The following is a 23,562-nucleotide window of genomic DNA, read 5'->3' on the forward strand; positions in this document are numbered from 1 at the left end:
GACAATACCGCCCTTTAGCCGCCAATTTGCGACATGGTGCGGCCATATTGACCCGTGGTGGTTCCCATATCGCGCATTTTGAAATTAATCTCCGGTTTTTGGTCGAGGAGTGCTTTGACCTCCGCCCGAATTTCCCTAGGGGTAACCCCAGTCCGGAGTAATGTTTTGAGATCCATTTGTGCTGCTTCATTCAATAGACAAGGCCGGAGCCAACCATCTGCTGAGAGGCGCATCCGGTTACAGCGATCGCAAAAACATTCAGACATCTGGGAAATAAACCCAAGCGTCCCCTTTGCCCCGGGAATCTTAAAAATATCTGCGGGGCCATTGCCCTGAACGAATGCCGTTTCTAAGCCCCATTTTGCCCGGATCCGTTGGCGTAATTCTTCCGAAGGAATCCAGGCTCGTTCATTAAATAATTTGTCGTTGCCAATGGGCATAAACTCAATAAAGCGCACGTGCCAATGGCGATCGCCTGTCAACGCGGCTAAATCTAATACCTCTCGATCATTGACCCCAGGGATCACCACGACATTGAGCTTGAGGGGGTCAAAACCAACCCGATGGGCCACTTGAATGCCCTCCCAAGTTTGCTGCCAGCGACTCTTTCCCCGATTGCCAATGATTTGATCAAAGGTCTCAGGATTCAAAGAGTCTAGGCTGATATTGAGACGATTCAGACCCGCATCATACAAATCCTGAGCCAGATCCGCTAGTAAATAAGCATTTGTGGTCATCGATAAATCTTCTACCCCCGGCAAATGGGCGATCGCCCGGACGAGGGGGACTAACTGGGGGCGTAGGAGAGGCTCTCCCCCCGTGAGGCGAAATTTACGGAATCCCAAGGGAATAAACACCTGTTCGAGGAGCGTGAGAATTTCCCCATTGCTCAACTGCTCTGAGGTCAGCAAATATTGGAGGCTCGCTTCATCTGGGACGCAGTAATGGCAACGAAAATTACATCGATCAATCAAGCTAATGCGGAGATAATCTACCGGATTCATGCTTACTGCTACCACGACAAATAAAGGACAAGCTCCCTTTGAGGATACAGAAGATGACGATCCTCTGTCTGGTTCAGATCAGACTTTAAAAAAATATCGATCTGTGTTATTTTGTTCGGAATATTTATTTGCTCTATAAAATACCGTTTTTAATCTCTCTTCAGCATTCACAATTTTCCCCAATCTCCACAGCAACCCGGCGATCGCTGGTGCTGGGAAATACGAGGCCTTGGATTTTTCCCTGGCTTGTTTTATCTGTTAACTTCCACTAGGGATTTTTTGCTGAACGTGACTACGACTCCACTCCAAAAACCGATTGACGCCACCAATACAGGCAATAGTCTTCAACGCCAAATCATCGTTATCTTAGATTTTGGCTCCCAATACTCTGAACTAATTGCCAGAAGAATTCGCGAAACGGAAGTTTACTCTGAGGTCATTTCCTATCGCACCAGCGCCGAACAATTGCGGCAACTTAATCCCAGCGGCATCATCCTCTCCGGTGGCCCCAGTTCTGTCTATGACGACTATGCCCCGGCCTGTGACCCTGAAATTTGGAATCTTGGGATTCCTGTCCTTGGGGTCTGCTACGGGATGCAGCTAATGGTGAAACAACTCGGCGGTACCGTCGAGCGCGCCAAGCACGCAGAGTATGGCAAAGCATCAATCTTTATCGATGATCCCACCGATCTGCTGACCAATGTGGAGGAAGGCTCCACCATGTGGATGAGCCACGGGGACTCCTGTGTGCACCTGCCCGAAGGGTTTGAAATTTTAGCCCATACGGACAATACTCCTTGTGCGGCGATCGCCCACCATGGCCGCCAACTTTACGGGGTGCAGTTCCACCCAGAAGTGGTTCATTCCCAGGACGGTATGGCCCTGATCCGCAACTTTGTTTATCACATTTGTAAATGTGAACCCACCTGGACCACAGAAGCCTTCGTTGAAGAAGCAATTCGTGAGATCCGGGCCCGGGTCGGCGATCAACGGGTACTCCTCGCCCTTTCTGGAGGCGTTGATTCTTCTACCTTGGCCTTTTTGCTCCACCAAGCGATCGGCGATCAACTGACCTGTATGTTCATCGACCAAGGCTTTATGCGGAAAGGGGAACCGGAACGCCTTGTGGAAATCTTTGATGAGCAATTCCACATTCCCGTCGCCTATATCAACGCCCGCGATCGCTTTATCGACAAGCTCAAAGGGGTTACCGATCCCGAAGAAAAGCGACGCCTTATTGGCCACGAATTTATCGCCGTCTTCGAGGAAGAATCAAAACGCCTTGGCCCCTTTGATTACCTCGCCCAGGGGACTCTATATCCCGATGTAATCGAATCGGCGGATACCAACGTTGACCCCAAAACGGGAGAACGGGTCGCGGTCAAAATTAAAAGTCACCACAACGTCGGCGGTTTACCAGAAGATCTGCGCTTTAAATTGGTTGAACCCCTCCGCAAACTCTTCAAAGATGAAGTGCGTAAGGTAGCAGCCAGCATTGGTTTGCCCGAAGAAATTATTCGCCGTCACCCCTTCCCTGGCCCTGGCCTCGCGATTCGGATCATTGGCGAAGTCACCGCAGAACGGTTAAATATTCTCCGGGATGCAGACTGGGTTGTGCGGGATGAAATCAAAAAGCAAGGGGTTTACAGTGATTTTTGGCAAGCCTTTGCGGTCTTACTACCGATTCGTAGTGTGGGTGTGATGGGCGATAAGCGCACCTATGCTCACCCCGTCGTACTGCGGATGATTACCAGTGAAGATGGGATGACAGCGGATTGGGCTCGTCCCCCCTATGAGCTTTTGGAAACCATTTCTAATCGCATGGTGAATGAGGTGAAAGGGGTTAACCGCGTTGTCTATGACATCACTTCTAAGCCTCCTGGCACCATCGAGTGGGAGTAACTACACCTCCTTAGCTCCCCTTCAGGAACACCCCTCTAGCTCCCCTCAAGGGGAAATTGAGAGTCCCGCAGGTTAAAACTGTTGGGGCTTTTTTCTTTGGGAGCAACTGATCTTGCTTAGGCGGCTCGTGGTAAAGAGACGGAAAATGTTGTGCCTTGATCTTTGCTTGCAACGGCGATTTTGCCTTTATGGTTTTTGGCGATCGCCGCCGCAATGGCGAGACCCAGACCTGAACCAGTGCTACTTTCCCCAGGGTTTGTCCGGGCGGGATCAAGACGATAAAAACGGTCGAAAATATTGGTCAAATTTTCGGCAGGAATACCGATGCCATTATCTTTAACCGTCACTTGGAGGGTTTCTCCGGTTGTCCGCCCTGTTTTCTCCTTGAGGGCCATGGTGACGGTAATTTGCTTGGGTTTGTCGCCCCAGTCCCCTGGAAAAGCATAGGCGATCGCATTGCCGATCAGATTTGTAAAGAGGCGCGCCATTTGATCCCAGTCTCCCAAGATGAGATAGGCTTCTTCGGTGGCATCCCCTTGAATATCCAACTGCAACTCAATTTTTTCCTGACGGCAGATGGCCCGTTGTTCTTCAATGACCTCCAGCAATAGAGCATCCAGGGGTAATTGTTCAAATTCCGCTTGAAGTACCCCACTATCACTGCGGGCGAGAAATAAGAGGTCATTCACTAAACGGCCCAACCGTTGGGTGAGTCGCTCGATCACCTTGAGATTTTGTTGGCGTTGGTCGGGATCTGGGTAGGCGATCGCCATTTGGACATTGGTTTGGATCATCGCAATGGGATTACGCAACTCGTGGGACGCATCCGCCGTAAATTGCCGCAATTGTTGATAGGAATCCTTGACCGGTTCGATGGCAATGCCAGACAGTAACCAGCCAATCACCGCCCCACAGGTAATCATGATTGCGATCCCCAGGCTGAGATCAAGGACTAATTTGCGAATCGGTCGCGTCACCTCAAACCAAGGATGGCTCACCCGTAGATAACCCAAAACATAGCGATCCACTTCGAGGCGATCGGTAATTTGTCGCAGGAGATAATCATCACCCAGACGTACCGTTTCCCCCCGGGGGTGCCACTCTAGGGGCAAGACTAATGGTTCAGAAAAAGTAGACCAGAGCAATTCTCCGGCTGGGTTGAAAAATTCAAGGTCAATGCGGTCATCTTCGACGGTGGGGGACTGTTGCCGAAAACTGGCTTCTAAATTGATGTGATAGCCCACAGGATCATCTGGCTCAATGATCAGCGATCGCTCTACCACTTCCACCACATGCTTTAGGGTGTCATCGATTCGTTCAATCAGGGTATAGCGCACGTAAAAATAAACCCCCGTCGCGAAAACCAAAAGCAACACTGCGGTGATCGCCGTGTACCAGAGGGCCAGACGATTACGGGTGGTTTGAAACATTACTGCTGCGCCGCTTGGATCAACTCTGCTCCCACAGGAGTCCCAACGAAACCAAGGAAAGCCTCCACCTGGGGGGAAGCAGGTTCTTGGTAGGCGTAATAAAGGGTGCGGGTGTAGGGATAGAGGTCTGATTCTGGGGTTACCCCATCAATGGGCACTGTTCTAACGGTTTGCTGATTGGCGATCTGGCTGTAGGTGGCATAACTGATCCCGTCTGCGCCCAGGGTCTGCAAAATCGGCGTGGTAGCGTCCTGTTCCAGATTGGTGAAATTAGGGCCATTCCCGAAGTTTGAGCCGTTGAGTACCGTTTCTTGGAAAGTTTGGTAAGTACCACTCACTGGAGGGCGATTAATAACCCGAATTGTTCCCGTCGCTTTATCGGTAATCGCTGACCAATCGGTGAGATTCCCTTGGAAAATGCCCTGTACCTGTTCCCCAGTCAGCCCTGTACTAAAGGGATTTTCCTTGGCGACTACAATGGCGACGGCATCGATGGTAACGGCGATCGCCTTGAGACCCTGTTGCATTTCTTCCGGCTGGAGGGGGCGGGAGATCGCCGCGAGGTCAATATTTCCCGCCAGCAGATCTTCAAGTCCTTTACTCGACCCATTAGCAGTTGTTTCAACACGGGTCTGGGGATATTGCAACTCGAACCGATTTTTTAGGGCGGTATTAATCTGCACCATACTGGTAGAGCCAGAAATTTTTACCACCGTCCCTGGGGCCACTGTTGCCGGTGGACTGAAGGGATTATCTGTAGCTTGGGAACCTGGGGCGATCGCCCCATCATTAGTTCCCGTTTCTGCGCCATTTGGGGCCAAACCCTGAAAGCCAGAACGATTTAAAAACCACCAACCACCGCCCCCCAGAATGCCTAGGGTAACGATGAGGGCCATCATTAGAGGCAACGTATCATTTTTTTGGGCCATGGTTGCTCTTGTTGCGTGCATGGAATTTGCCTTCAGGATACCGTAATCACCCCGAAGGCGCACCGCACAGCAGCTAATCAATTTTCCTAGAAACGCAGTTAATTATTATTCGGCACGGGGCGGAACGGATAAAGGAAATTCAACAGGGGGAAAAGATTCCGCGATTGTACCCAGAGCTTACCCTTGCCACTGAAACGACAAACTAAGCCTTCTCCGCCGAGAATCCCTGTGCGCAGGCTCCGGAAAGATAAACCCCCAATCATTTCCACGTTGTATTGCAGCGTATCCTCAAAGGCGACAATGTAGCCCGTATCCACCACATAATCCCCCTCTACAGGAATTTCAATGATCGCCCCGTAGGAACTAAACCAAAAATCCCCTTGGCCCGATGCCCGCAGGAAAAAGATCGATTCCCCCGTAAAGAAACCCTTCAGCCCCTGGAATTTGGTGTCAAGATCCACCGAGGGACTAGAAGCCACAAAGCCCGAAGACTGCACCATTAAACTTTTAGAACCATCCAAATGGTAGTAGGTCACATCCCCCGGCACCCCTGGCGAGATATAGAGTTCCCCGGCAGTATTTCTAGCAGTAAATTCACTGATAAATAGGGATTCTCCACTGAACATCCGCCCGATGCCCTTCATCAAGCCCCCCCGCATCTTCGACTTCATCTCAATGTTGGCATCCATTGCCGCCATCGCCCCCGCCTCCACAAGCAGGGTTTGGTTGGGCGGTAAGGTCACAATGAGCGAGGCATAGGAGGGATTATTTTCAACGCGAAATTCAAACTGAGACATAATTTTTAAGCACTTTCAGCACTGGCTTCAAAGGACAACTTAACGGGGTGGTAATTGGGAACCAACCAGGGAACCAAAGGCTCCGGGATTGTGGGTTTGGCAGTACAGTTTGCCCTTACCTCGGAAGCGACAGACTAACCCTTCTCCGCCGAGGAATGCCCCAATCCAAGAGGGATTTGCTTTACCCACGGTGAAGCTCAGGCTCTTTTCAAAGGCAACGATATGGCCTGTATCCACGACATATTCGCCATCCACATCCACTTCGTAAATGGCCCCAAAGGACGTCACCAGCAAAGGCCCTTGGCCACTGATGCTGAGCCAAAAAATAGATTCACCTGAAAAGAAGGATTTAAAGCCTTGCCAACCGAGATCAATGTCCACATTGGGGCCAGAGGCAAGGTAGGAAGAGGCTTGGACAACAAATTCATCGCCCCACATTTCGTACAGGAGAAGATCCCCCATCAGCTTGGGGGCAAACCAAATTTCACTATTGGGTAAAGGCGCCCGAAAAACGCTCAGAAAGAGGGATTCTCCGGCAAGCATCCGTTTTAGCCCTCCCATGATGCCGCCCCCTTTGCCTTTGCGGAGGGTCGTGCTGGCATTGATATTGCCGCTCATGGCAACCATGGCACCGGCTTGGGCAATGATTTCTTCCCCAGCGTCGAGGGTGACATGGGCGATCGCATTATCTGGTTGATGTAAGAGTTTAATTTCCATAGCTACCCCCTAACGACATTTTGGACGTAAAAAGCCCACAAGACCTGACACACTCCGCGATTGGAGGTAGATTCGGCCACGGCCTTTGAGTTTATTCACCAGACCTTCGCCAGAGGTGAGGGAACCAAATAAGCCCCCAGACATCCGGATATTCATGGTGATGCCCGGATCGTAGGCAACGAGGTGGCTGTTATCGACGATAAATTCCCCCGCGATTTGTCTTTCGATGATGCCGCCATAGCACCCGTAAAAGACCCGGCCACTACCTGTGAATTGCAGTTTAAAGAGACCTTCCCCCGCGAACCAACTGGCAAAACCAGCCCAACGGATTCCCATTTTTGCGCCGGGGGTATGGGCAATGTAAGCACCGGGCTGAAAACAGATCGGCCCTTGGGACAAATCAATGCGGTGGATATCACCCACCATTGACTGGGTTAAAATGACGGTCTGGGGCCGCTGACTTGTGTTGCGATAAACATTCACAAACAGGGATTCTCCCCCAAATAACCGACGGAGAATCGCCGGGAAAAATCCCCCCGAAAATTCAGTTTTCATTGAGATTCCAGCATCCATGCTGACCATTGCACCGGATTCGGCTGTGACCTGTTCGCCGGGTTCGAGGGTGACAAATAGACAAGCAAAGGCGGGTTTATAGCGGATTTCGTATTTCACCGTGACTCTACCTGATAAGAGTTTGAATAAACTAGCCCAATACAAGCTAATTCCCCTTATTTTTAGCAGGGCAATGGAAGTGAAGAAATGTTTGTTAAGGTTGCTTAATATTCAAGGAAATCATCCTCGACAGCGGCGATCGTCTCAAAATGTTAAGATATGTAAAGAAAGTCTCATTTTCAAAAATATCTATGTTTTCTCCAGAACCCGCCGATGAAAAGCAACTTTTAAAGGCTGTACTGGCCCCGCTTTTGGATGATTTTCTTTATTGGTTTGACCTATCTTTAACGGCCCTCGAAAAAAAATCCTTAAGTTTTATGGCCCCCGCCGAGCAGGAAGACCTAATCGCCCGCATTCGCCAGGCCCAGGGGGAGGTGATGGCAACCAAGTCTCTTTTCCAGGCCACCGATGGCAATGCTGGGGTCGATGTTCAGGTGCTGATGCCCTGGCACCAATTGGTTTCTGAATGTTGGCAAGTGGCCCAAAAGCGACGTCAGTTAGAAGGAGAGGCCTAATTATTCGATACTGGATTATGCTTGGCCCTACCGTAAACAATCATGCCTGTGACGTTTGAATTGGCTCCTTGGCGATCGCCCCTAGCCCGGGCCTTACACCGGAATAAAAGTCAGCCCCACCACCGCTTTTTTCAGTTGGCCACCGTAACGCCGACGGGAAAACCCAGGAGTCGCACGGTGGTTTTTCGGGGGTTCCTCGAAGGAAGCAATGACCTCAAAATTATTACGGATCAGCGCAGTGAAAAAATCAACCACCTCGCTACTTGCCCCGATGCCGAAATTGCTTGGTATTTCACCAAAACCCGGGAACAATTCCGCTTTAGTGGTCAGATTAAGCTGGTTACAGCAGCAGCAAGTCCGCCATCACCACTTAATCGCGCTAGACAGCAGACCTGGCAAGCCCTTTCGGATACGGCCCGGGCTCAATTTCTCTGGCCCCAGCCTGGCGATCGCCGCAGCGAAAATTCAGCTGATTTCCAGCCAACCGCAGTGAATGATCAAGAGCCTGTTTCTAATTTCGTGCTTCTCCTGTTTCAGGTGACAAAGGTCGATCACCTCGAACTGCGGGGCAATCCCCAAAATCGCTTTTTGTATGACCTCACAGCCGACGGTACTTGGCAGCAAAAAACAGTTAATCCCTAGGGGGCAGAAAGCCATATTTTTGTAAAATGGCCTGACCTTTTTGACCCAGAATAAAATCGATAAAAAGTTGCCCTTGGGTTTGCTTGGGTGAGACTTTAATTGGGGCGATCGCATATAAAATTGACCCTGTTAATTCCGGCGCAAAAGATTCAATCACTCGCAAATTAGGTTGCTGGAAAATATCTGTTTGGTAGACAAACCCCGCCGTTGCCGATTGATTTTGGACATAGGTTAAAACTTGCCGCACGTTCTCCCCAAAAACTAATTTTTGGGACTGATCTAGGGTTTGGTAAAGCTGGGGATATTTTTCTAAAAGATTGGCGGCATATCGTCCCGCTGGTACTGTTTTTGGATTACCCAGGGCAATTTTTTTAACATCCTCACCCGCTAAATCTTCCAAACGATTCAGTTGCGGTTGGCTTTGGTAATTTTGAATCAGAACGAGTTGATTTTCCGCAAAAATTTGGACTGCCTCTGCTGCGACAAACCCTTTTTGGGCCAAGGATTCAACGGGTTCCAAGGCCGCACTAGCAAAAATGTCAATGGGAGCTTGTTGCTCGATTTGCCTTTGCAACGTCCCGGAAGCAGCGGTATTAAATTGAATTGAAATGTCTGGATACTGTGTTTGAAACTCGGTACGAATCTCTGCCATGACATCGGTCAAGGAAGCGGCGATCGCCACCACTAAAGTTTGCCCAGAATTACCAAAAGTACAACCATGTAGACTGATAACAAGGGCAATGCTTAGACCCCAAACAAAATGTGGCAGTTTGAATTTCATCCCACTAAGGCACTACCTAAACCTTGGAACATCAACCAAGATAGGAAAAAGTTAGCAATAAAAATCGCTAATAGGGATGTAACAACAGCCGTTGTTGTCGATTGTCCTACGCCCTTGGCTCCCCCAGTTGTTGTCAAGCCCCAACTGCAGCCAATGACGGCAATTAAGCCCCCAAAAACAACAGATTTAATCATTGCACTGATAATGTCCCAATATTCTAAAAAACTCTGGGCCGAGTTGATAAAAATTGACTGGGGAATTTGATATAAATTTATGGCGATGATTAACCCGCCAGCCATCCCCGTGAGGAGCGATAAAACAGTCAATAAAGGCAACATCAAACAGCAGGCCAAGAAGCGGGGGACGACCAAATAATCAATGGGATCTGTGCGTAAAATATGCAACGCATCGATTTGTTCAGTGACGCGCATGGTGCCAATCTCCGCTGCAAAGGCCGAGCCGACACGCCCCGCCAAGACCACCGCCGTTAATACAGGGGCTAATTCCCGGGACAAGGAAAGACCCAAAACGCCCCCCACCGCCGTGCCTGCGCCGAAGTAAATAAATTCCCGCGCCACCTGGATGGTAAATACCATGCCGACAAACCCAGCCGTGACTAGGGCAATGAGGAGGGAATCAGGCCCCACCGCCGCCATCTGTTCAATGGTAATGCGTCGGTTGAAACGCCCCCGCAGGAGATGTACGATGACTTGCCCCCCTAGAAGGGTTGCGGCAACTAACCGCTCAAACCATTTCCCAAGGGAACTTTTTGATCTGCGTTGGCTGGTCATAGGTGATCGGATGGGACAACTGAAAATTAAAAAAAAGGCAAAGGGAAAAGGCGATCGCCAAACTTTATGGGCACTAACACCATTGCCAAACCATATTACGCCTCATCCGTGGATTCTATGCGGAATCGCTCCACAGAAGCCAGGAGATCCCGGGCGATGCCCACCAACTTTTGTAACGATCCGGCCACCCGTTGAGATTCTCTTGAGGTTTCTTGGGCCGTTAATTCCACCGATTGCATGACCTGGGCCACAGCACGGGAATTTTCCCGCTGTTCAACGGTATCCGCCGTAATCGAACGCACCAGAGCATCAATACGGTTTGATACCTGAATAATGTCCTCTAGGGATTGCTTCGCTTGTTCAGCCCGTTTTGTACCGTCAATAACCTGCTGGGTACCCTCCTCCATTGCAATCATTACCGAGCTTGTTTCACTTTGGATTTGTAAAACAATTTGCTCAATTTCCTTCAGGGCTTTGGCAGAACGGTCTGCCAACTGACGGACTTCATCGGCCACAATCGCAAATCCTTTACCAGACTCCCCTGCCCGGGCCGCCTCAATGGACGCATTCAATGCCAGGAGGTTTGTCCGGGACGCAATCTGGGAAACCACCGCGACAATTTTAGAAATTTCCTGGGAAGATTCGGCTAGACGTTTTACCTTGCGGGCTGTTTCGGCCACCGTTTCTCGAATCTGTAAAATCCCCGCCACGGTGTGCTCTACGGATTCTCCCCCCTTGAGGGCCGTACTCGAAGCAGTTCGGGCCACCTCCTCCGCTTCCCGGGCATTTTCTGCAACCCGCTGGATCGAATCCGTCATCATCTGTACGGAGTTGAGGGTAACGGCCAATTCTTCAGCTTGGCGGAGGGCATCGCTGGATAGGCCCCGGGCAAAGGATTCACTATCGGCGGCGTTTTTATTCACCTGGCGCGCCGCTTGTTTAACCTGTTGAACAATTTCCCGGAGATTTTGAATGGTGAGGTTAAAGGCGTCGGCGACGGCCCCTAAAACATCGGCTGTGACCTCTGCTTGGACGGTAAAGTCTCCCCGGGCGGCCCCTTCCACATCATCAAGGAGGCGGATCACCTGGCGCTGGAGGTCTTCTTTGGACTGTTCCGTTTCTTCGGCCCGCCGCTGGGCCTCACTGGTGGTATTTAAAATAACCCGGGCCATTTTATTAAAGCCCGTGGCTAAGGCACCAAACTCATCCTCCGCAAAAACCGTTGCTTTGACGTTGAGATTCCCCTGGGAAACCGCGTCGAACTGGTTTTGTAGGTTGTCAGTGCTACGTTTGATCTGTCGGGTTGTTAACTTCCCAAAAAAGAGGGTCGTACCAAAGCTGGCTGCCCCAGCCAATAAGCTGGTGAGTAAACCTGTTTTGGCCACGGGCCAGAGGGTTTGGGGCCGTTGTTCGGCTGGGGTGGTTTGAAATACGCCCACTGTCACAATCAAAGTGGCGATCGCCGATGCGGCAGCAGCACCAGTCGCAGTGAACAATTGTTTTTTCTGGAGAGGCACATTTTCAAACCAGGCCAAATAACCCTTGGGGTTTTCCGCGACAATTTCCTGGGGTTTATCAGAAACAGTAAAATCTGTCCCTAGACCGCCAGAGAGACTATCCTCCCCTAGGGTGATAAATAGGCTGTCGTCTTCGGTGAGGCCCAATTCTTCGGGAAAATCATCAAAATTAAACTCCCCTGAGGTCGTCGGTGTTTCTAGGGGCGCTTCAAACAGACCTGTATCCGGCATTTTTTGGTCATCATCGAGAATATCCGAACCGAGATCACCAAAATCATCTAGATCCTGTTCGTTGAGAATGCCAAATTCCTCTAAAAAGCCCCCTTCATCCTGTTTTGGTAGCGCTTCTGGTTCTTCATCAAATAGTTCTGCCCCAAGGCTACCCAAGCTAATTTCATCGTCAAAATCTGCCGCCTCATCAGGGGAGAGGGAGTCAGGTGCAAAACTTGGGTGCGCTGGCTCATCAAATGTCAATGCGTCTGCATCGGCTAAAGGAGGATTTTCGAGCCAAGTGGGGGACTCACTTTCAAAGCCGAGTGGTGCAGTATCCACTGCATCGAAATGGTCTTGATCTGCTGAAATTCTGCCATTTTCCTGGGTCGGTGACCAATCTAAATCGAAAGGAGACGTATCTTCGCTCCCTAAGAAATCTCCGTCTTCTTCTAGGCCAGCCGCACTATCGAATTCAACCAATTCGTCTTCGTTAAATTCAATGAATTCGCCAGCCTCTGCCTCGAAAAAAGGATCATTAAGGGACTGATTTAAACCTGGTTCAGGAGAGCGATCGCCGGGGTGGGGCACTAAAAAAGTTTCTTCATCTTCCGGGAAATTTCTCAAGGGCAACTCTGGTTCTGCCCATTGTTCTGAATAATCATCCGCCGAAATTGGTTGTTCCCCCGCTGCTGTGACAAAGTTTTCTGGGGAGTTGTATTCTGCTGCAACCGGATAATCTTCTGGCTGGGTGAAGGTCGGCTGTCCACCGCTGGTTTCCCGGTGACCATTGACTTGATCGCTGTAGGCATTGACCTGGGTCAAACCTTGGCGAGCGTATTCATGGTAGTCCCGCTGGTTAGTGACATCCAAAACCCGATGGTAGAACGCGGAAGCCCGCCCTAAATCTTGTAAACCAAGGGAAATATGGCCACTTAAGAGGAGCAAATGGGGATCGTCCGGGTAATCTTTGAGTAACCGATTGGCGATCGCCTCTGCTTCAGGCAAATTATTCTGATAATAGGCCTTCTGGGCCTCAGCATACTCCTTTGAATAATCAGTGGTGCTGGGCGGCATCGGGTTCCCTCCTGGACTGGCACATTTTTAGGATTATCTTACTGAGCGCTGCACAAACTTTTTAACGGATGCAAAACGTATTTTTAATGTAATCTACTTTCTCGCAGATCACAGCACCACCGCAGTAAGTATTAACACCCTTATGTTGCCCAACGGGCCGATTTTAAAATCGCCACATGGTCTAATAAATGCCAAGATTTACTGGCATCATCACCATCCGTCCAAATCCCCCGGACAAATGGGGCCATAACATCCGACAGATCACTAAGCTGAATCTGCAACGTTTCCGCAGCAAGCCACTGCATCCCTTGCATTTCTTCGACGGCTAAACCCAGGAGCATATCTTGGTCCTCTATGGCAATCACCGGAATTTCGGCACGGTCTGTCCGTAAGGGGGCACTATCGCCCAAAAATTGCCCCAAATCTGCCACCCAAATAACCTGACCCCGGAGATTAATCATCCCTAGCAGCAGTGGCGAAACATTGGGAATCGGAGTGATCCGATCCGGTGATTGTTGCATCACTTCACGGATGCCAAACGCCGGCAGCACAAACCCAGTCCCTGAAGGAAGCTGAAACTTGAGGTGTAACTCCCCTTCCGGGCTTTCTAAACCCTGTAACTGGGTTTCTAAGGACGTCAGGTTTTGTTGTAAGGAACTGTCATCAGGTGTAGACATAGATCGAAAAAAACAGACAATTCAGGTTTCGCTAAAAACGGCTATTCCCCAGGGCTTAACTTACTTTTTATTGCTGCGTAGGAGTTGCTTGATGGTGCCAATTAACTCCGCTGGCTGAAAGGGTTTCGCGATATAAGCGTCGGCTCCCTGCTTCATGCCCCAATATCGGTCAAATTCTTCCCCCTTTGAAGAGCACATCACAATGGGGATATTTTGAATTTTCGGGTCGGATTTGAGACGACGACAGAGTTCGTAGCCGTTCATCCGTGGCATAACAATGTCGAGCACAATTAAGTTGGGCAGGGTTTCAGCCGCATTTTTAGCCATTTGACTGAGGGTTTCTAACGCCTCAAGACCATCACCAGCAACATCCACTGTCAAGCCGTTGCCTTTCAGTAATTCTGAAATCATTTCCCGTTGAGAGAGGCTATCCTCAACAACCAAAATTCTACTCATTACAAATGTCCTAGCAATAAAATCACCGGCGTAATAATCACCGTAGCATCAACATTGTCAAAAACATGCCCTGGGACGGACAGACTTTAATTTATCAGGGAGAGGGATTACAAAATGTTTATTTCTTGAGAAATTTCTGGGGAATTGCGGTGAATCTTGGTATTTAGCAAGGGTGCGATGGGAACTAAGGGTTAGGCCATCGCCATCATAGCTTGTTTTTTCACTCCGGGGGCGATCGCCTGGGGAGATCTACGCTGGCTAATGGTTTGGGAGATATTTTTCTAGCAGGGTTAACAACTCCTGCTGGCCGAAGGGTTTTGTTAAATAATCCGTTGCTCCAGCAAAATCTGCCTGAATTCGGTTAATAAACTGCTCTTGTCCCGTCAGCATAATGATAGGAACGTTTTGAAATCGCTTACTGTGACGCAGCATCATACAAATTTCATGGCCATCTAGGTGAGGCATGGCGATATCACAGAGAATTAAGTGGGGCACCTCAGCAAAGGTCGCTTGAATTGCCTCTAGGGGATTTTGGACGAGGTGTACTTGATATCCCTGGGTGCTAAGGATTTGCTCTACGGCCTTCCCGATGGTGAAGTCATCATCAATGCAAAGAATTCGCCAGGTCTGGTGAGACGACATTTCACTGGGACGTGACAAACTTTGGGGAGGGAGAGGATCTAGAACTTGGAGCCAACCCTTCTGGATATAGGGAAGCAAAGCCCTCGCAAGGGCAACGAGGTCACGATTGAGGTAACGGGCCAGTTGGCGGAGGGTTGTTTCTCCGGTAGTCCACTGGGCTAATTTTTGGTAGGCGATCGCCGGTAGCGCGGCGGCAAGTTTTTCGGGTTGGGCCAGCAGTAAACGTTGTTGGGGAAATTGAATCTGGGGATAGAGTTGCTTCCATTTTTGGACTTTTTTAACCGTCTCGAACAGCAATGAAGTCACTGCATAGGTGCTTAGCTGTGGCCCAAAGGGAGTCCCCAACTGAAAATTAAAGTGACCCTGGTGGAGACTCAGGAGAGCAAATAAGGTTTCTTGCACCATTGCCTGGAGGATATGCCGCGCTTGATCAACGGTAATTGTTTGGGTTTCTAAAAGTCGCCACAGGGCTGCATATTCAGGGATTGTAGTTTCGGCGATCGCCCCTCGATCAAGATCTTCTAGCTTGTGGGTGAGATGGTAATGGACAAGGTAATCCTGCAAACGGTGCATCTGGGGGGAATAGTCATCAGTCCCGTAGACAATTTGACCATTCACAAAAAAGACCAACCAGGTGGACAAAGGCAGCGATTGTTGGGAACGCGGCGCTTGTGGGAACTGCCAACTCAAATCATCAACGGCCCCCGATGGTCGAGCTTCGATCCACAATTGCCCAGTCCGTTGTCCCAGCTCAAGGAGCTGCAAAATACTACGGAGATCAATTTCATTGAGAGTCCCTTGCATACTTTTTTGGGGATCATTGGGATCATAGAAATAGGGCGATCGCCCTTGGATTTAAAGCTTAACTAATCCCAGGCGCAATTCACTGTCGCGGACAAGTATCAAGACTAACTGGCCTATCATTTTCCCTTTAGGGTAAGACAAGTCGTTCGTTGCTATGTCAGAAAATCACGAAAAATTACACTCCTAGCCAAGAAGATTAAGCCAGTACAATGATCTTCTAAAATCATTGAAGGTGAGTCAACTCCAGTCGTAAGTGCCCCTTGACCATGGGTAATCCTAAAAATGTTTCGTGATGGCAGTCCTCCGGTCAGTCCCAACCAATGGCGATCGCCTAAAGCTTTAAAGTTAGGTCACCTACGCACTACACTCTATCCATGACTCATCACCACTTCGCTCAGGCACTAGCAGTTTCAGGGGGAATACATTCACGTGCTATACCTTGCAGAGGTCAAAAAAACGAAAGGATTCATGGGAAGCAAGACCGAAATCAAATTGCTTGCCTGTGAACGTAATGATCGCAGTTGGAGCACGGTGCCTGGGGAAGAATTAGTCCCTGCCGATGAATTGAGTAATTTCAATGACGGAACCCTCGTGGTCGTCAATCTTGGCAATAATCGGACGATTCAAGGCTCCCCCGAAATTGCCACAAACCGCCTGTTGACGGTGCTCCAGAACTTTTCTCGCCTCATGGACAAATCCAAATCCCAAGAGGAAGAAATTGAACAATGGCGGCAGTCCTTGACCTACCAAGCCGATGAACTCAATCGTCGCCAGGAGGAAATGAATAGTCGCCTTGACCAAATTGAAGAAACCGAAGCCGAACTGCAAAAGCTCCAAGACGAAAAACTAGCCTTTGAAAAACTCAAGGCCGAGGCCGACGAAATTAAAGCAGAATTTGCCCGTAAGCAAACTGAATTAGAGGGTGCCTGGCAGCAGCTCCGGGGAGAACAAGAACGGCTAGCCAATCTCCAGGAAGAAACCGATGGGCAGGGATTAAGCTCGGCGATCGCCACAAAAATTCAGCAAATTCTCGTCCAGTGCCAAAGTAATAATGCTCCCACAGACGAAGTACGCACCCAACTAGGTGAGTTGCTCGACGAACTTACGCAACAGGAAGAACTTTTTCAAACCTTCGCGCAATATCCCCAACAGCTTCAGGAACTAGAGACCCAACTCGCGGCGATCGCCACCCAAGTCCAGACCGAAACCACCAACGTTGAAGAGAGGCGCCAAGCCCTAGAAAACGCCAAAACTCAACTCCAGATCCAACGGCAACTTCTACAGGCTAAACAAAGCCACCTCAACCAATTAGCTACGTCACGTCAGCGCCAAGAAGATATGCAGGATTTGCTCAATAATCTCGCTGCCGGAATGGGGGGCATCGAGCACTATGGAGTGGATTTAGCGGCGATCGAGGCCATGCCCCTCGGAGAACTCGAAACCACCGTCGAGAAACTGCGGGACGATTTAGATAAGCTAGTTCGCTTTGTCAATGACCAGGAAGAAGAACTCACCCTCCAACATGAGGCGGTAGGAGAAATTAAAGCGTCTTTGGCGACAGTTGAACCAGACAATGTGATGGAACTCCAAGAGCTCGAAGAAGAACTCAGGGACGAAGAAGAAAAATTAGGGATGCTCAACCAGACTTTAGTGGGTCAGCGACGCACCCTCCGGGAACGCCAAGGGGCATTACAACAGCATTTACGCATTCTCAAGCGTCGCCAAGGAATTATTGAAGTAGAAGCCGAGCAAAATATTGACCTAAGTCCGGCGATCGCCTACCTCGAAGATTATCAGGAGGAAGACGAAACCCAAAAGCAGAAGCTTGAAGCAGAAATTGAGGCGATGCACCATACAATTCAGCAGCTTGAAAATATCCTCATGCCCCAGGAACGGGAGTTAGCGCAACAACAAAAGGATCTAGAGCAAAAACAAGCCGAATACGAAGCCAAACAGCGGGAACAGGCGCAATTACAGGGAAAAATCCAGCTTTATCAAGGGGAGTTACTTCCACTCAAGGACACCTTAGAACAAATTATCCAGTCCCTCCGCACCCTAGAAAATTCAATCCATCAGTTCCTCAAGGTCAACGAACAACAGCAACAGCTCGCCCAGGAACTCGAACAAACCATGGCCGAGGCGACTCACTCTCCGTAGGATTAATTAAATTTACACAGATAAAAGCGCATCACCAGTGGCCAAACCAGCGGCGATCGCCCCTTCGATACCATTTCCCAAACACCAATCTCCACAGGCGATCAGGGGAGAGTCCGTGGCAAAACGATAATAGGCTTGGCCATAGTTCGTTGCAGGGAGAGCATAGCGCCAACGCTGGATCTGCCACCATTGGGGTGTCGGTAAGGTAAAAAGATTTTGTAATTCATCCAATAGCGTGGTGGCGACGGGGGTTAAATCCGCTGTCTCTAAATAATTTTGGGCAAAATTTCCCGTCGTTTGACAGACTAGGGTGAAATTCCCAGGCGATCGCTTTTGGCCTTCGTAGCTGATCGTGCGCCATCGGGGATGTTGGCTGAGGCGGAGCGCTTGCCAGGGAAATCTCCAATCAAACTGGTCATAACCAACCATGAGAGAGAGGGCTGGCGCATAGAAAATTTCCGCAAGGCGATCGCGCACGGTAATAAAAGAATAAGTGAGTGTGATCACTTGGGGCAGGGGCAGCGCTAAAACCACCTGCCTCGCGTAGACGGTTTCCCCTTGTTCAAAGGTCAGTCGCCAATGACCTGGACGTTCTTCGAGGTGGATTAGGCGTTGACTTCGATGAATCGTTAAATCTTGGGCTAAATATTTGGCGATCGCCGTCATTCCCGCTGGCGCCATCCACCGTTGTTCCCCCGCAAGGGTTTGCCAAATCTCTGGATCAAGGCGATCGCTCGTTGCCACCGACCAGGGTTTTAAAAGATCAGCTGCAACCAAAGTTTCCGTTAAAGCCGCTGTATGGGCTCCTAAAACCTCCCAGTAGGGTAGACCATGGTCAAGGGGCTGCGCTGCAATCCGTCTGGTTGCGAGGCGACCACCCACACCACGGGATTTATCGAAAAGTGCGACCTGTTGGCCTGCCTGTTGAATTTTTCGGCCACAATGAATCCCCGCTAAGCCTGCCCCAATAATCGCCACATCCAACATTTGATCACATTTCCTGACGTTCTCTGTCCGCGCCCCATTGTAAAAAGTTGACCAGCGAAAAGCTAGATTACAATAGGCAGCATCTAAGCGTGGAGATGATGTTTGCTGTGGATGAACTACGGACAGCCCTGGAATTAGCAACGGATGAGGAACTGCACCACCTCACTCAACTGCTCTTTAGCCGTAAATTTAATCCCCTCGACTATTGGCAAACACCTCAACCCAGCGCCATTCGTAGTCAAGACCGCGATCGCCAAATTCAGCATATCGAAACCCGCTTCCGTTTTTTAGCCGCCGATGGAGTCACGGTGCTCCGTCGCCAAACCAAAACCCTCACCTACCGCCAAATCCTGTTTCAGGTGGGGGAATTTCTCGATATTCCCTGTGGGACTGCCCTGGATACCATTGAGCTTGAAGCAGAAATTTTCCTCGCCTTGACCAGCCGCGCTTGGGATAAACTCCCCCAAAAAGAACAACGGGCCTTGATTGATCGAGTGAGGCGATCGCTGGCCCAAACGGATTTACCCGAAGCTTTGCCCGTCCAACTCCAACATAATCCCCTGAGAATTTTCCTTAAAGGGAGTAGCACCTTGGTGATTAGTAGTGTGCTGAAATCATTTTTAATGAAGCAGGTTGCCCGGCAGTTGGCGCTACATTTTGCGACGGGCCAAGCTCTAAAAACAACCACAACAAGGCTTGGTTCTTTGATGTTGACCCAAACTGCCCTGCGTTATGGCCTCACCCGTAGTGTGTTGGGGGCTGTTGTCCCGGCTTTGTGGAGTTGGTTTCTTGTCGATCTCGGTTGGCGGGCGATCGCCACTAATTACGGGCGTATTATCCCGATGATTGTCACCTTGGCCCAAATTCGCCTCACTAGAGAACCCCTGGTTGTTGCTTAAAACCCCTGGTTTAACTCTGTATACATTGGCCCGTTTTCACAGAAGTTTGAGCTAGGCTGGGGCAATAGATTTGGCAAAACTTCCCCATGCGTAAATTTTTGATTTTGCTGCTGTTCTGTATTGGTCTTGGATTTGGCCTTTGGCGATCGCCGAGCTTGGCGACCCAAGGGGAATACGATTCTTTAATCTTAGATTTTCGCGAAACCGTAGAAACCAGTGTCGTTGAGCAACAGTTAAAGGCGATCGCCCAACAATTCAACGTCATCCCCCGGCTTAATAGTGAATTTTCCGCCGCTGACCAGATCTACGTTATCGAGGGTAAGCGAGAAATGCTCCAGTGGTTGCGCCAATCCGACCCAATCAAAAAAGCAACGGAATACATCGAGCCCAACTACATTTACCGGGCCTATGGGGTGCCAAACGACCCAGATTACCCAAAGCAATGGAATTTACGCAACATTAATGTCGAAGCCGCCTGGTCAGAAACCCAAGGGGAAGGGATCACCGTGGCGGTTATCGATACTGGGGTTAGCCCTGTGCCAGATTTAGAACAAACCGCCTTTGTTGGGGGCTACGATTTCGTAGGCGATCGCCCGGAAGCTTTAGATGATGTGGGCCATGGCACCCACGTTGCCGGGACAATTGCCCAGTCGACAAACAATAACTACGGTGTTGCGGGCATTGCCTATAAAGCGAAGATTATGCCCATTAAAGTCCTCGCCGCTAATGGTGGGGGAACCGTCGCTGACATCGCCGAGGGAATCCGTTTTGCCACCGATCAAGGGGCCGATGTGATTAACCTCAGCCTTGGGGGTGCTGGTGCGAGCCAGTTGATGCAAGAAGCAATTGACTATGCCTATCGCAAAGACGTGGTGATCATTGCCGCTGCGGGGAATGCCAACAAAAATGCTGCTGCCTATCCAGCCCGTTATCCTAAGGTGATCGGCATTGCGGCCACCGATGCGGTTGGCAAAAAAGCGCCCTATTCCAATTACGGGGCGGGAATTGATCTTGCGGCTCCTGGGGGCAGTGAAGCGGGAGGCATTCTCCAGGAAATCCTTAACCCAAAAACAGGGCAACCAGAATTTATCGACTACAAAGGCACCAGTATGGCCGCGCCCCATGTGGCTGGCGTGGCGGCCATGGTGAAAGCGACTGGTGTGACTAAACCAGCCGAAGTTTTACAGGTCTTGACCCAATCGGCTCAAAAGGTAACCGAAGATCCTTTAAACCACTACGGTGCCGGGTATCTCAATGCGGGTCAGGCGGTAACAGAAGCCCTTAAAGGCAAAATCACCGTCAAAGATTTCTTCCGCTGGCTCCGGGATAATGGATATCTGAATCCTCGTTTCTGGATCGATGGGGGCACAGTAGCCCTTTTGCCGAAGTTAGCGATGGTTTTAGGTTCCTATCTCCTCGCTTTTCTGCTGCGGAACTATTTGCCCTTTGGCTGGGGTTGGCCCCTCAGTAGTGGCTTAGTGTTCGGCAGTTCGGGGTTATTTTTCCTCAAGGGCATTTATATTTTTGATTTGCCCCAGGCCCCCTTTCGGCTTCTGGGCAGTTCTCTCCCGGAATTGGGCAATGCCATCAACGGAAATCCTGCTTTAAATCCACTATTCGCGAGTGTTTTGATTCCCTTTGGGGTGTTGCTCTTGTTTGCTGGCACCGAGGGGGGGAAACGCTTTGGGGTTGGTCTTTGTTTGGGGGTGGCGAGTTGCCTCTGGGTCAGTGCGATCGCCGCATCGACAGTTTGGGGTTTGGGATCGGGTATTTTAGCCCAGGCATTTTTAGGGATTAATGGACTCCTGTGTGTGGCCCTAGCGAAATTGATGCTGACGGAACCGTTAAAAACCAGTAACTAGGAAATCTGTCAAAATTTACCACTTTAAAATAGCCGCTTCTGGGCCTTTTTCCTGGCGTGTTTTGGCGTCCTTTTCAAACCACTGGATAATTTCTTTGTGGCTCAGGTTTTCGATGGGGCAATCGAGATCTTGGGCAATGATCCCCAGTAATCGTTGGGAAGAAATGGTCAGACGAGCGAGAAATTTCTCTGGACTACTTAAGAGGGCGGCATCGACATCGAGGGATTCTTCTGGGGTGAGGAAGTTGGGTTGATTCATAACTAATGGCTTGGGGTTTGCTGTGGGCAATAGCGATTAATGTTGCCTATTTTATCGTCCTGACGGGGTAACCTTTGGTGCAAATGAGTTGCATTAGTTTTCCCCTTCACTCCACAATGGGATTTTAGTACCTCTCCTGATTGTGAATCCCTTGAAACGTTTACAGCTTAATTTTTGGACTCCGATGACTCTGGCGATCGCCGCTTTGATTGCCCTACCGATTTTTTCTGTATTGGGGAGTGTTTTCACGGATTCTGGCGAAATTTGGCGTCACCTGGTCGACACGGTGCTGGGGCGTTATGTGTTCAATTCCCTGTGGTTGATGCTTGGGGTCGGCGTGGGGGTCACAGTTGTCGGGGTGGCCACGGCTTGGTTGGTGACGATGTGTCGCTTTCGGGGCCAAGGTTTTTGGGAGGTATTGTTACTCTTGCCCCTCGCCGCTCCAGCTTACCTGTTGGCCTATATTTACACGGATATTTTGGACTACTTCGGCTGGGTGCAGCGGTTTTTGCGACTAATATTCGGTTGGCAATCGGCCCAGGATTATTGGTTTCCGGAGGTTCGGTCTCTGGGGGGGGCAATCATTATGTTGATCTTGGTGCTCTACCCCTATGTTTACCTGCTGGCACGGGTGGCTTTTTTAGAGCAGTCCGTCACAACCCTAGAGGCGAGTCGCGCGTTGGGCTGCGGCCCCTGGAAAAGTTTTTGGGCGATCGCCTTACCCTTAGCTCGGCCAGCGATTACGGCGGGTCTGGCCCTGGCTCTGATGGAAACCTTAAATGATTTTGGCACCGTGCAATATTTTGGCGTCGAAACCTTCACCACGGGGATCTATCGCACTTGGTTTGGGTTGGGGGCACCCCAGGCAGCAGCGCAACTGGCGGCGGTATTGATGCTGTTTATTGCGGGGCTGTTGGTTCTCGAAAAATGGTCGCGGCACCAAGCCCAGTATTACCAAACCAGTAATAACTATGACAAACCCCAGGCCTATGAGTTGCAAGGATGGCGGGCTGGTATCGCCACGCTGACCTGTGGGATTCCGGTTTTTTTTGGGTTTGTTGTGCCCGTCGGTACTCTTTTGGAAATGGCCTTTAATCGTCCCCAGGCGCGGTTTCGGACACAGTTCTGGGAGTTTGCCCAGCATAGTTTCGTCTTAGCGAGTGTGACGGCAATTTTAGCGGTGGCGATCGCCTTGATTTTGGCCTACGGTCAACGATTAAATCACAGCCTCTGGATGGCCTTGGGTGTGCGGATTGCGTCCCTGGGTTATGCCATTCCCGGCTCGGTAATTGCGGTGGGGATTCTGATTCCCATGGGGAAACTCGACAATGCGATCGCCAATTTTTTCCAAGCCCAGTTCAATATCTCCACGGGCTTACTCCTGAGTGGCACGATTACCGCCCTGGTTTTTGCCTATTTAGTGCGCTTTCTGGCAGTGTCCTTTGGGGCCGTCGAAACGAGCCTCGGCAAAATTAAGCCCACCCTAGATGATGCTTCCCGCAGCCTCGGTTATACCCCGATTCGTACCCTGGTGAGTGTGCATACTCCCCTGATGTGGAGTGGTTTGTTAACCGCTGCGATGTTGGTGTTTGTGGATGTGATGAAGGAACTCCCGGCGACCCTGGTGATTCGTCCCTTTAACTTCGATACCCTGGCCGTGAAGGTTTATCAATACGCTTCCGATGAACGGTTAGTTGAAGCCTCTGTGCCCGCCCTGGCGATTTTGGCGGTGGGCTTGATTCCGGTGATTTTTCTCAGTTGGCGCATTGCCCACGTCCGCAACGAGTGAATGGATAACAAATGTAAGAAATTCGCTACAAATCTTTAATCGCTGGG

General features: G+C 50.1%; 21 protein-coding genes. 7 read left to right on the forward strand and 14 right to left on the reverse strand.

Going from position 1 to position 23,562, the window contains the following annotated elements:
* Nucleotides 1-14: 14 nt before the first annotated feature.
* Nucleotides 15-1,004: a GTP 3',8-cyclase MoaA gene (gene moaA / locus AWQ22_RS07000; protein WP_065710604.1), complete on the reverse strand. Its 990-nt coding sequence runs from the start codon at nucleotides 1,002-1,004 to the stop codon at nucleotides 15-17.
* 279 nt (nucleotides 1,005-1,283) lie between these two features.
* Between moaA and guaA the strand changes: the two genes are divergently transcribed.
* Nucleotides 1,284-2,906, forward strand: coding sequence for a glutamine-hydrolyzing GMP synthase (gene guaA, locus AWQ22_RS07005; protein ID WP_012306981.1), 1,623 nt, complete (start codon nucleotides 1,284-1,286; stop codon nucleotides 2,904-2,906).
* Nucleotides 2,907-3,022: 116 nt separating this feature from the next.
* Here guaA and AWQ22_RS07010 read toward each other — a convergent pair whose 3' ends face one another.
* The 5 genes from AWQ22_RS07010 to AWQ22_RS07030 form a co-directional block, all read right to left on the reverse strand.
* Nucleotides 3,023-4,336, reverse strand: coding sequence for a cell wall metabolism sensor histidine kinase WalK (locus AWQ22_RS07010; protein ID WP_065710605.1), 1,314 nt, complete (start codon nucleotides 4,334-4,336; stop codon nucleotides 3,023-3,025).
* Nucleotides 4,336-5,265 carry a substrate-binding domain-containing protein gene (locus AWQ22_RS07015; RefSeq protein ID WP_065710606.1) on the reverse strand — a complete coding sequence of 310 codons (930 nt, stop codon included), beginning with the start codon at nucleotides 5,263-5,265 and terminating at the stop codon, nucleotides 4,336-4,338. Before AWQ22_RS07015 ends, AWQ22_RS07010 begins: the two co-directional genes overlap by 1 nt.
* A gap of 98 nt (nucleotides 5,266-5,363) precedes the next feature.
* Nucleotides 5,364-6,062 carry a TIGR00266 family protein gene (locus AWQ22_RS07020; RefSeq protein ID WP_062433810.1) on the reverse strand — a complete coding sequence of 233 codons (699 nt, stop codon included), beginning with the start codon at nucleotides 6,060-6,062 and terminating at the stop codon, nucleotides 5,364-5,366.
* 39 nt (nucleotides 6,063-6,101) lie between these two features.
* On the reverse strand, nucleotides 6,102-6,779 hold the full coding sequence (locus AWQ22_RS07025; protein WP_065710607.1) for a TIGR00266 family protein: 678 nt from the start codon (nucleotides 6,777-6,779) through the stop codon (nucleotides 6,102-6,104).
* Nucleotides 6,780-6,788: 9 nt separating this feature from the next.
* On the reverse strand, nucleotides 6,789-7,451 hold the full coding sequence (locus AWQ22_RS07030; protein ID WP_065710608.1) for a TIGR00266 family protein: 663 nt from the start codon (nucleotides 7,449-7,451) through the stop codon (nucleotides 6,789-6,791).
* Between the two features lie 191 nt (nucleotides 7,452-7,642).
* Here AWQ22_RS07030 and AWQ22_RS07035 point away from each other — a divergent pair, with 191 nt between their 5' ends.
* Both AWQ22_RS07035 and AWQ22_RS07040 read left to right on the forward strand, forming a co-directional pair.
* Nucleotides 7,643-7,966, forward strand: a complete 324-nt coding sequence (locus AWQ22_RS07035; RefSeq protein WP_012306987.1) for a DUF2605 domain-containing protein — start codon at nucleotides 7,643-7,645, stop codon at nucleotides 7,964-7,966.
* A gap of 42 nt (nucleotides 7,967-8,008) precedes the next feature.
* Nucleotides 8,009-8,608 carry an Npun_F5749 family FMN-dependent PPOX-type flavoprotein gene (locus AWQ22_RS07040; RefSeq protein ID WP_198166530.1) on the forward strand — a complete coding sequence of 200 codons (600 nt, stop codon included), beginning with the start codon at nucleotides 8,009-8,011 and terminating at the stop codon, nucleotides 8,606-8,608.
* Here the strand turns inward: AWQ22_RS07040 and modA are convergent.
* From modA to AWQ22_RS07070, 6 genes are all read right to left on the reverse strand, one after another.
* Nucleotides 8,598-9,389 carry a molybdate ABC transporter substrate-binding protein gene (gene modA, locus AWQ22_RS07045; RefSeq protein ID WP_065710609.1) on the reverse strand — a complete coding sequence of 264 codons (792 nt, stop codon included), beginning with the start codon at nucleotides 9,387-9,389 and terminating at the stop codon, nucleotides 8,598-8,600. The two genes, AWQ22_RS07040 and modA, sit on opposite strands and share 11 nt — an antisense overlap.
* On the reverse strand, nucleotides 9,386-10,180 hold the full coding sequence (locus AWQ22_RS07050) for an MlaE family lipid ABC transporter permease subunit (protein ID WP_012306990.1): 795 nt from the start codon (nucleotides 10,178-10,180) through the stop codon (nucleotides 9,386-9,388). Before AWQ22_RS07050 ends, modA begins: the two co-directional genes overlap by 4 nt.
* 95 nt (nucleotides 10,181-10,275) lie before the next feature.
* Entirely contained in the window at nucleotides 10,276-12,984 is a 2,709-nt protein-coding gene (locus tag AWQ22_RS17090) for a methyl-accepting chemotaxis protein (RefSeq protein WP_065710610.1), read from the reverse strand.
* A gap of 140 nt (nucleotides 12,985-13,124) precedes the next feature.
* Complete coding sequence (locus AWQ22_RS07060; RefSeq protein ID WP_065710611.1) at nucleotides 13,125-13,661, reverse strand: chemotaxis protein CheW; 537 nt, start codon at nucleotides 13,659-13,661, stop codon at nucleotides 13,125-13,127.
* Nucleotides 13,662-13,721: 60 nt separating this feature from the next.
* A complete protein-coding gene (locus tag AWQ22_RS07065; RefSeq protein WP_012306993.1) occupies nucleotides 13,722-14,117 on the reverse strand; it encodes a response regulator transcription factor in 396 nt (131 codons plus the stop codon).
* Between the two features lie 258 nt (nucleotides 14,118-14,375).
* Nucleotides 14,376-15,563 carry a response regulator gene (locus AWQ22_RS07070; protein WP_065710612.1) on the reverse strand — a complete coding sequence of 396 codons (1,188 nt, stop codon included), beginning with the start codon at nucleotides 15,561-15,563 and terminating at the stop codon, nucleotides 14,376-14,378.
* A 429-nt stretch (nucleotides 15,564-15,992) separates the two neighbouring features.
* Between AWQ22_RS07070 and hmpF the strand changes: the two genes are divergently transcribed.
* A complete protein-coding gene (gene hmpF / locus AWQ22_RS07075) occupies nucleotides 15,993-17,720 on the forward strand; it encodes a pilus motility taxis protein HmpF (RefSeq protein ID WP_065710613.1) in 1,728 nt (575 codons plus the stop codon).
* 12 nt (nucleotides 17,721-17,732) lie between these two features.
* On the opposite strand, the gene AWQ22_RS07080 is transcribed toward hmpF, so the two are convergent.
* Complete coding sequence (locus AWQ22_RS07080) at nucleotides 17,733-18,707, reverse strand: NAD(P)/FAD-dependent oxidoreductase (protein WP_065710614.1); 975 nt, start codon at nucleotides 18,705-18,707, stop codon at nucleotides 17,733-17,735.
* Nucleotides 18,708-18,814: 107 nt separating this feature from the next.
* Here AWQ22_RS07080 and AWQ22_RS07085 point away from each other — a divergent pair, with 107 nt between their 5' ends.
* Both AWQ22_RS07085 and AWQ22_RS07090 read left to right on the forward strand, forming a co-directional pair.
* On the forward strand, nucleotides 18,815-19,606 hold the full coding sequence (locus tag AWQ22_RS07085) for a YaaW family protein (protein WP_030006575.1): 792 nt from the start codon (nucleotides 18,815-18,817) through the stop codon (nucleotides 19,604-19,606).
* Between the two features lie 86 nt (nucleotides 19,607-19,692).
* Complete coding sequence (locus AWQ22_RS07090) at nucleotides 19,693-21,468, forward strand: S8 family peptidase (RefSeq protein WP_065710615.1); 1,776 nt, start codon at nucleotides 19,693-19,695, stop codon at nucleotides 21,466-21,468.
* 15 nt (nucleotides 21,469-21,483) lie between these two features.
* Here the strand turns inward: AWQ22_RS07090 and AWQ22_RS07095 are convergent, their stop codons facing one another.
* Nucleotides 21,484-21,726, reverse strand: coding sequence for a hypothetical protein (locus AWQ22_RS07095; protein ID WP_030006577.1), 243 nt, complete (start codon nucleotides 21,724-21,726; stop codon nucleotides 21,484-21,486).
* A gap of 184 nt (nucleotides 21,727-21,910) precedes the next feature.
* Between AWQ22_RS07095 and AWQ22_RS07100 the strand changes: the two genes are divergently transcribed.
* Entirely contained in the window at nucleotides 21,911-23,515 is a 1,605-nt protein-coding gene (locus AWQ22_RS07100; RefSeq protein ID WP_198166546.1) for an iron ABC transporter permease, read from the forward strand.
* Nucleotides 23,516-23,562: the final 47 nt, after the last annotated feature.

The organism is Picosynechococcus sp. PCC 7117 (assembly GCF_001693275.1).
Taxonomy (GTDB): domain Bacteria; phylum Cyanobacteriota; class Cyanobacteriia; order Cyanobacteriales; family MRBY01; genus MRBY01.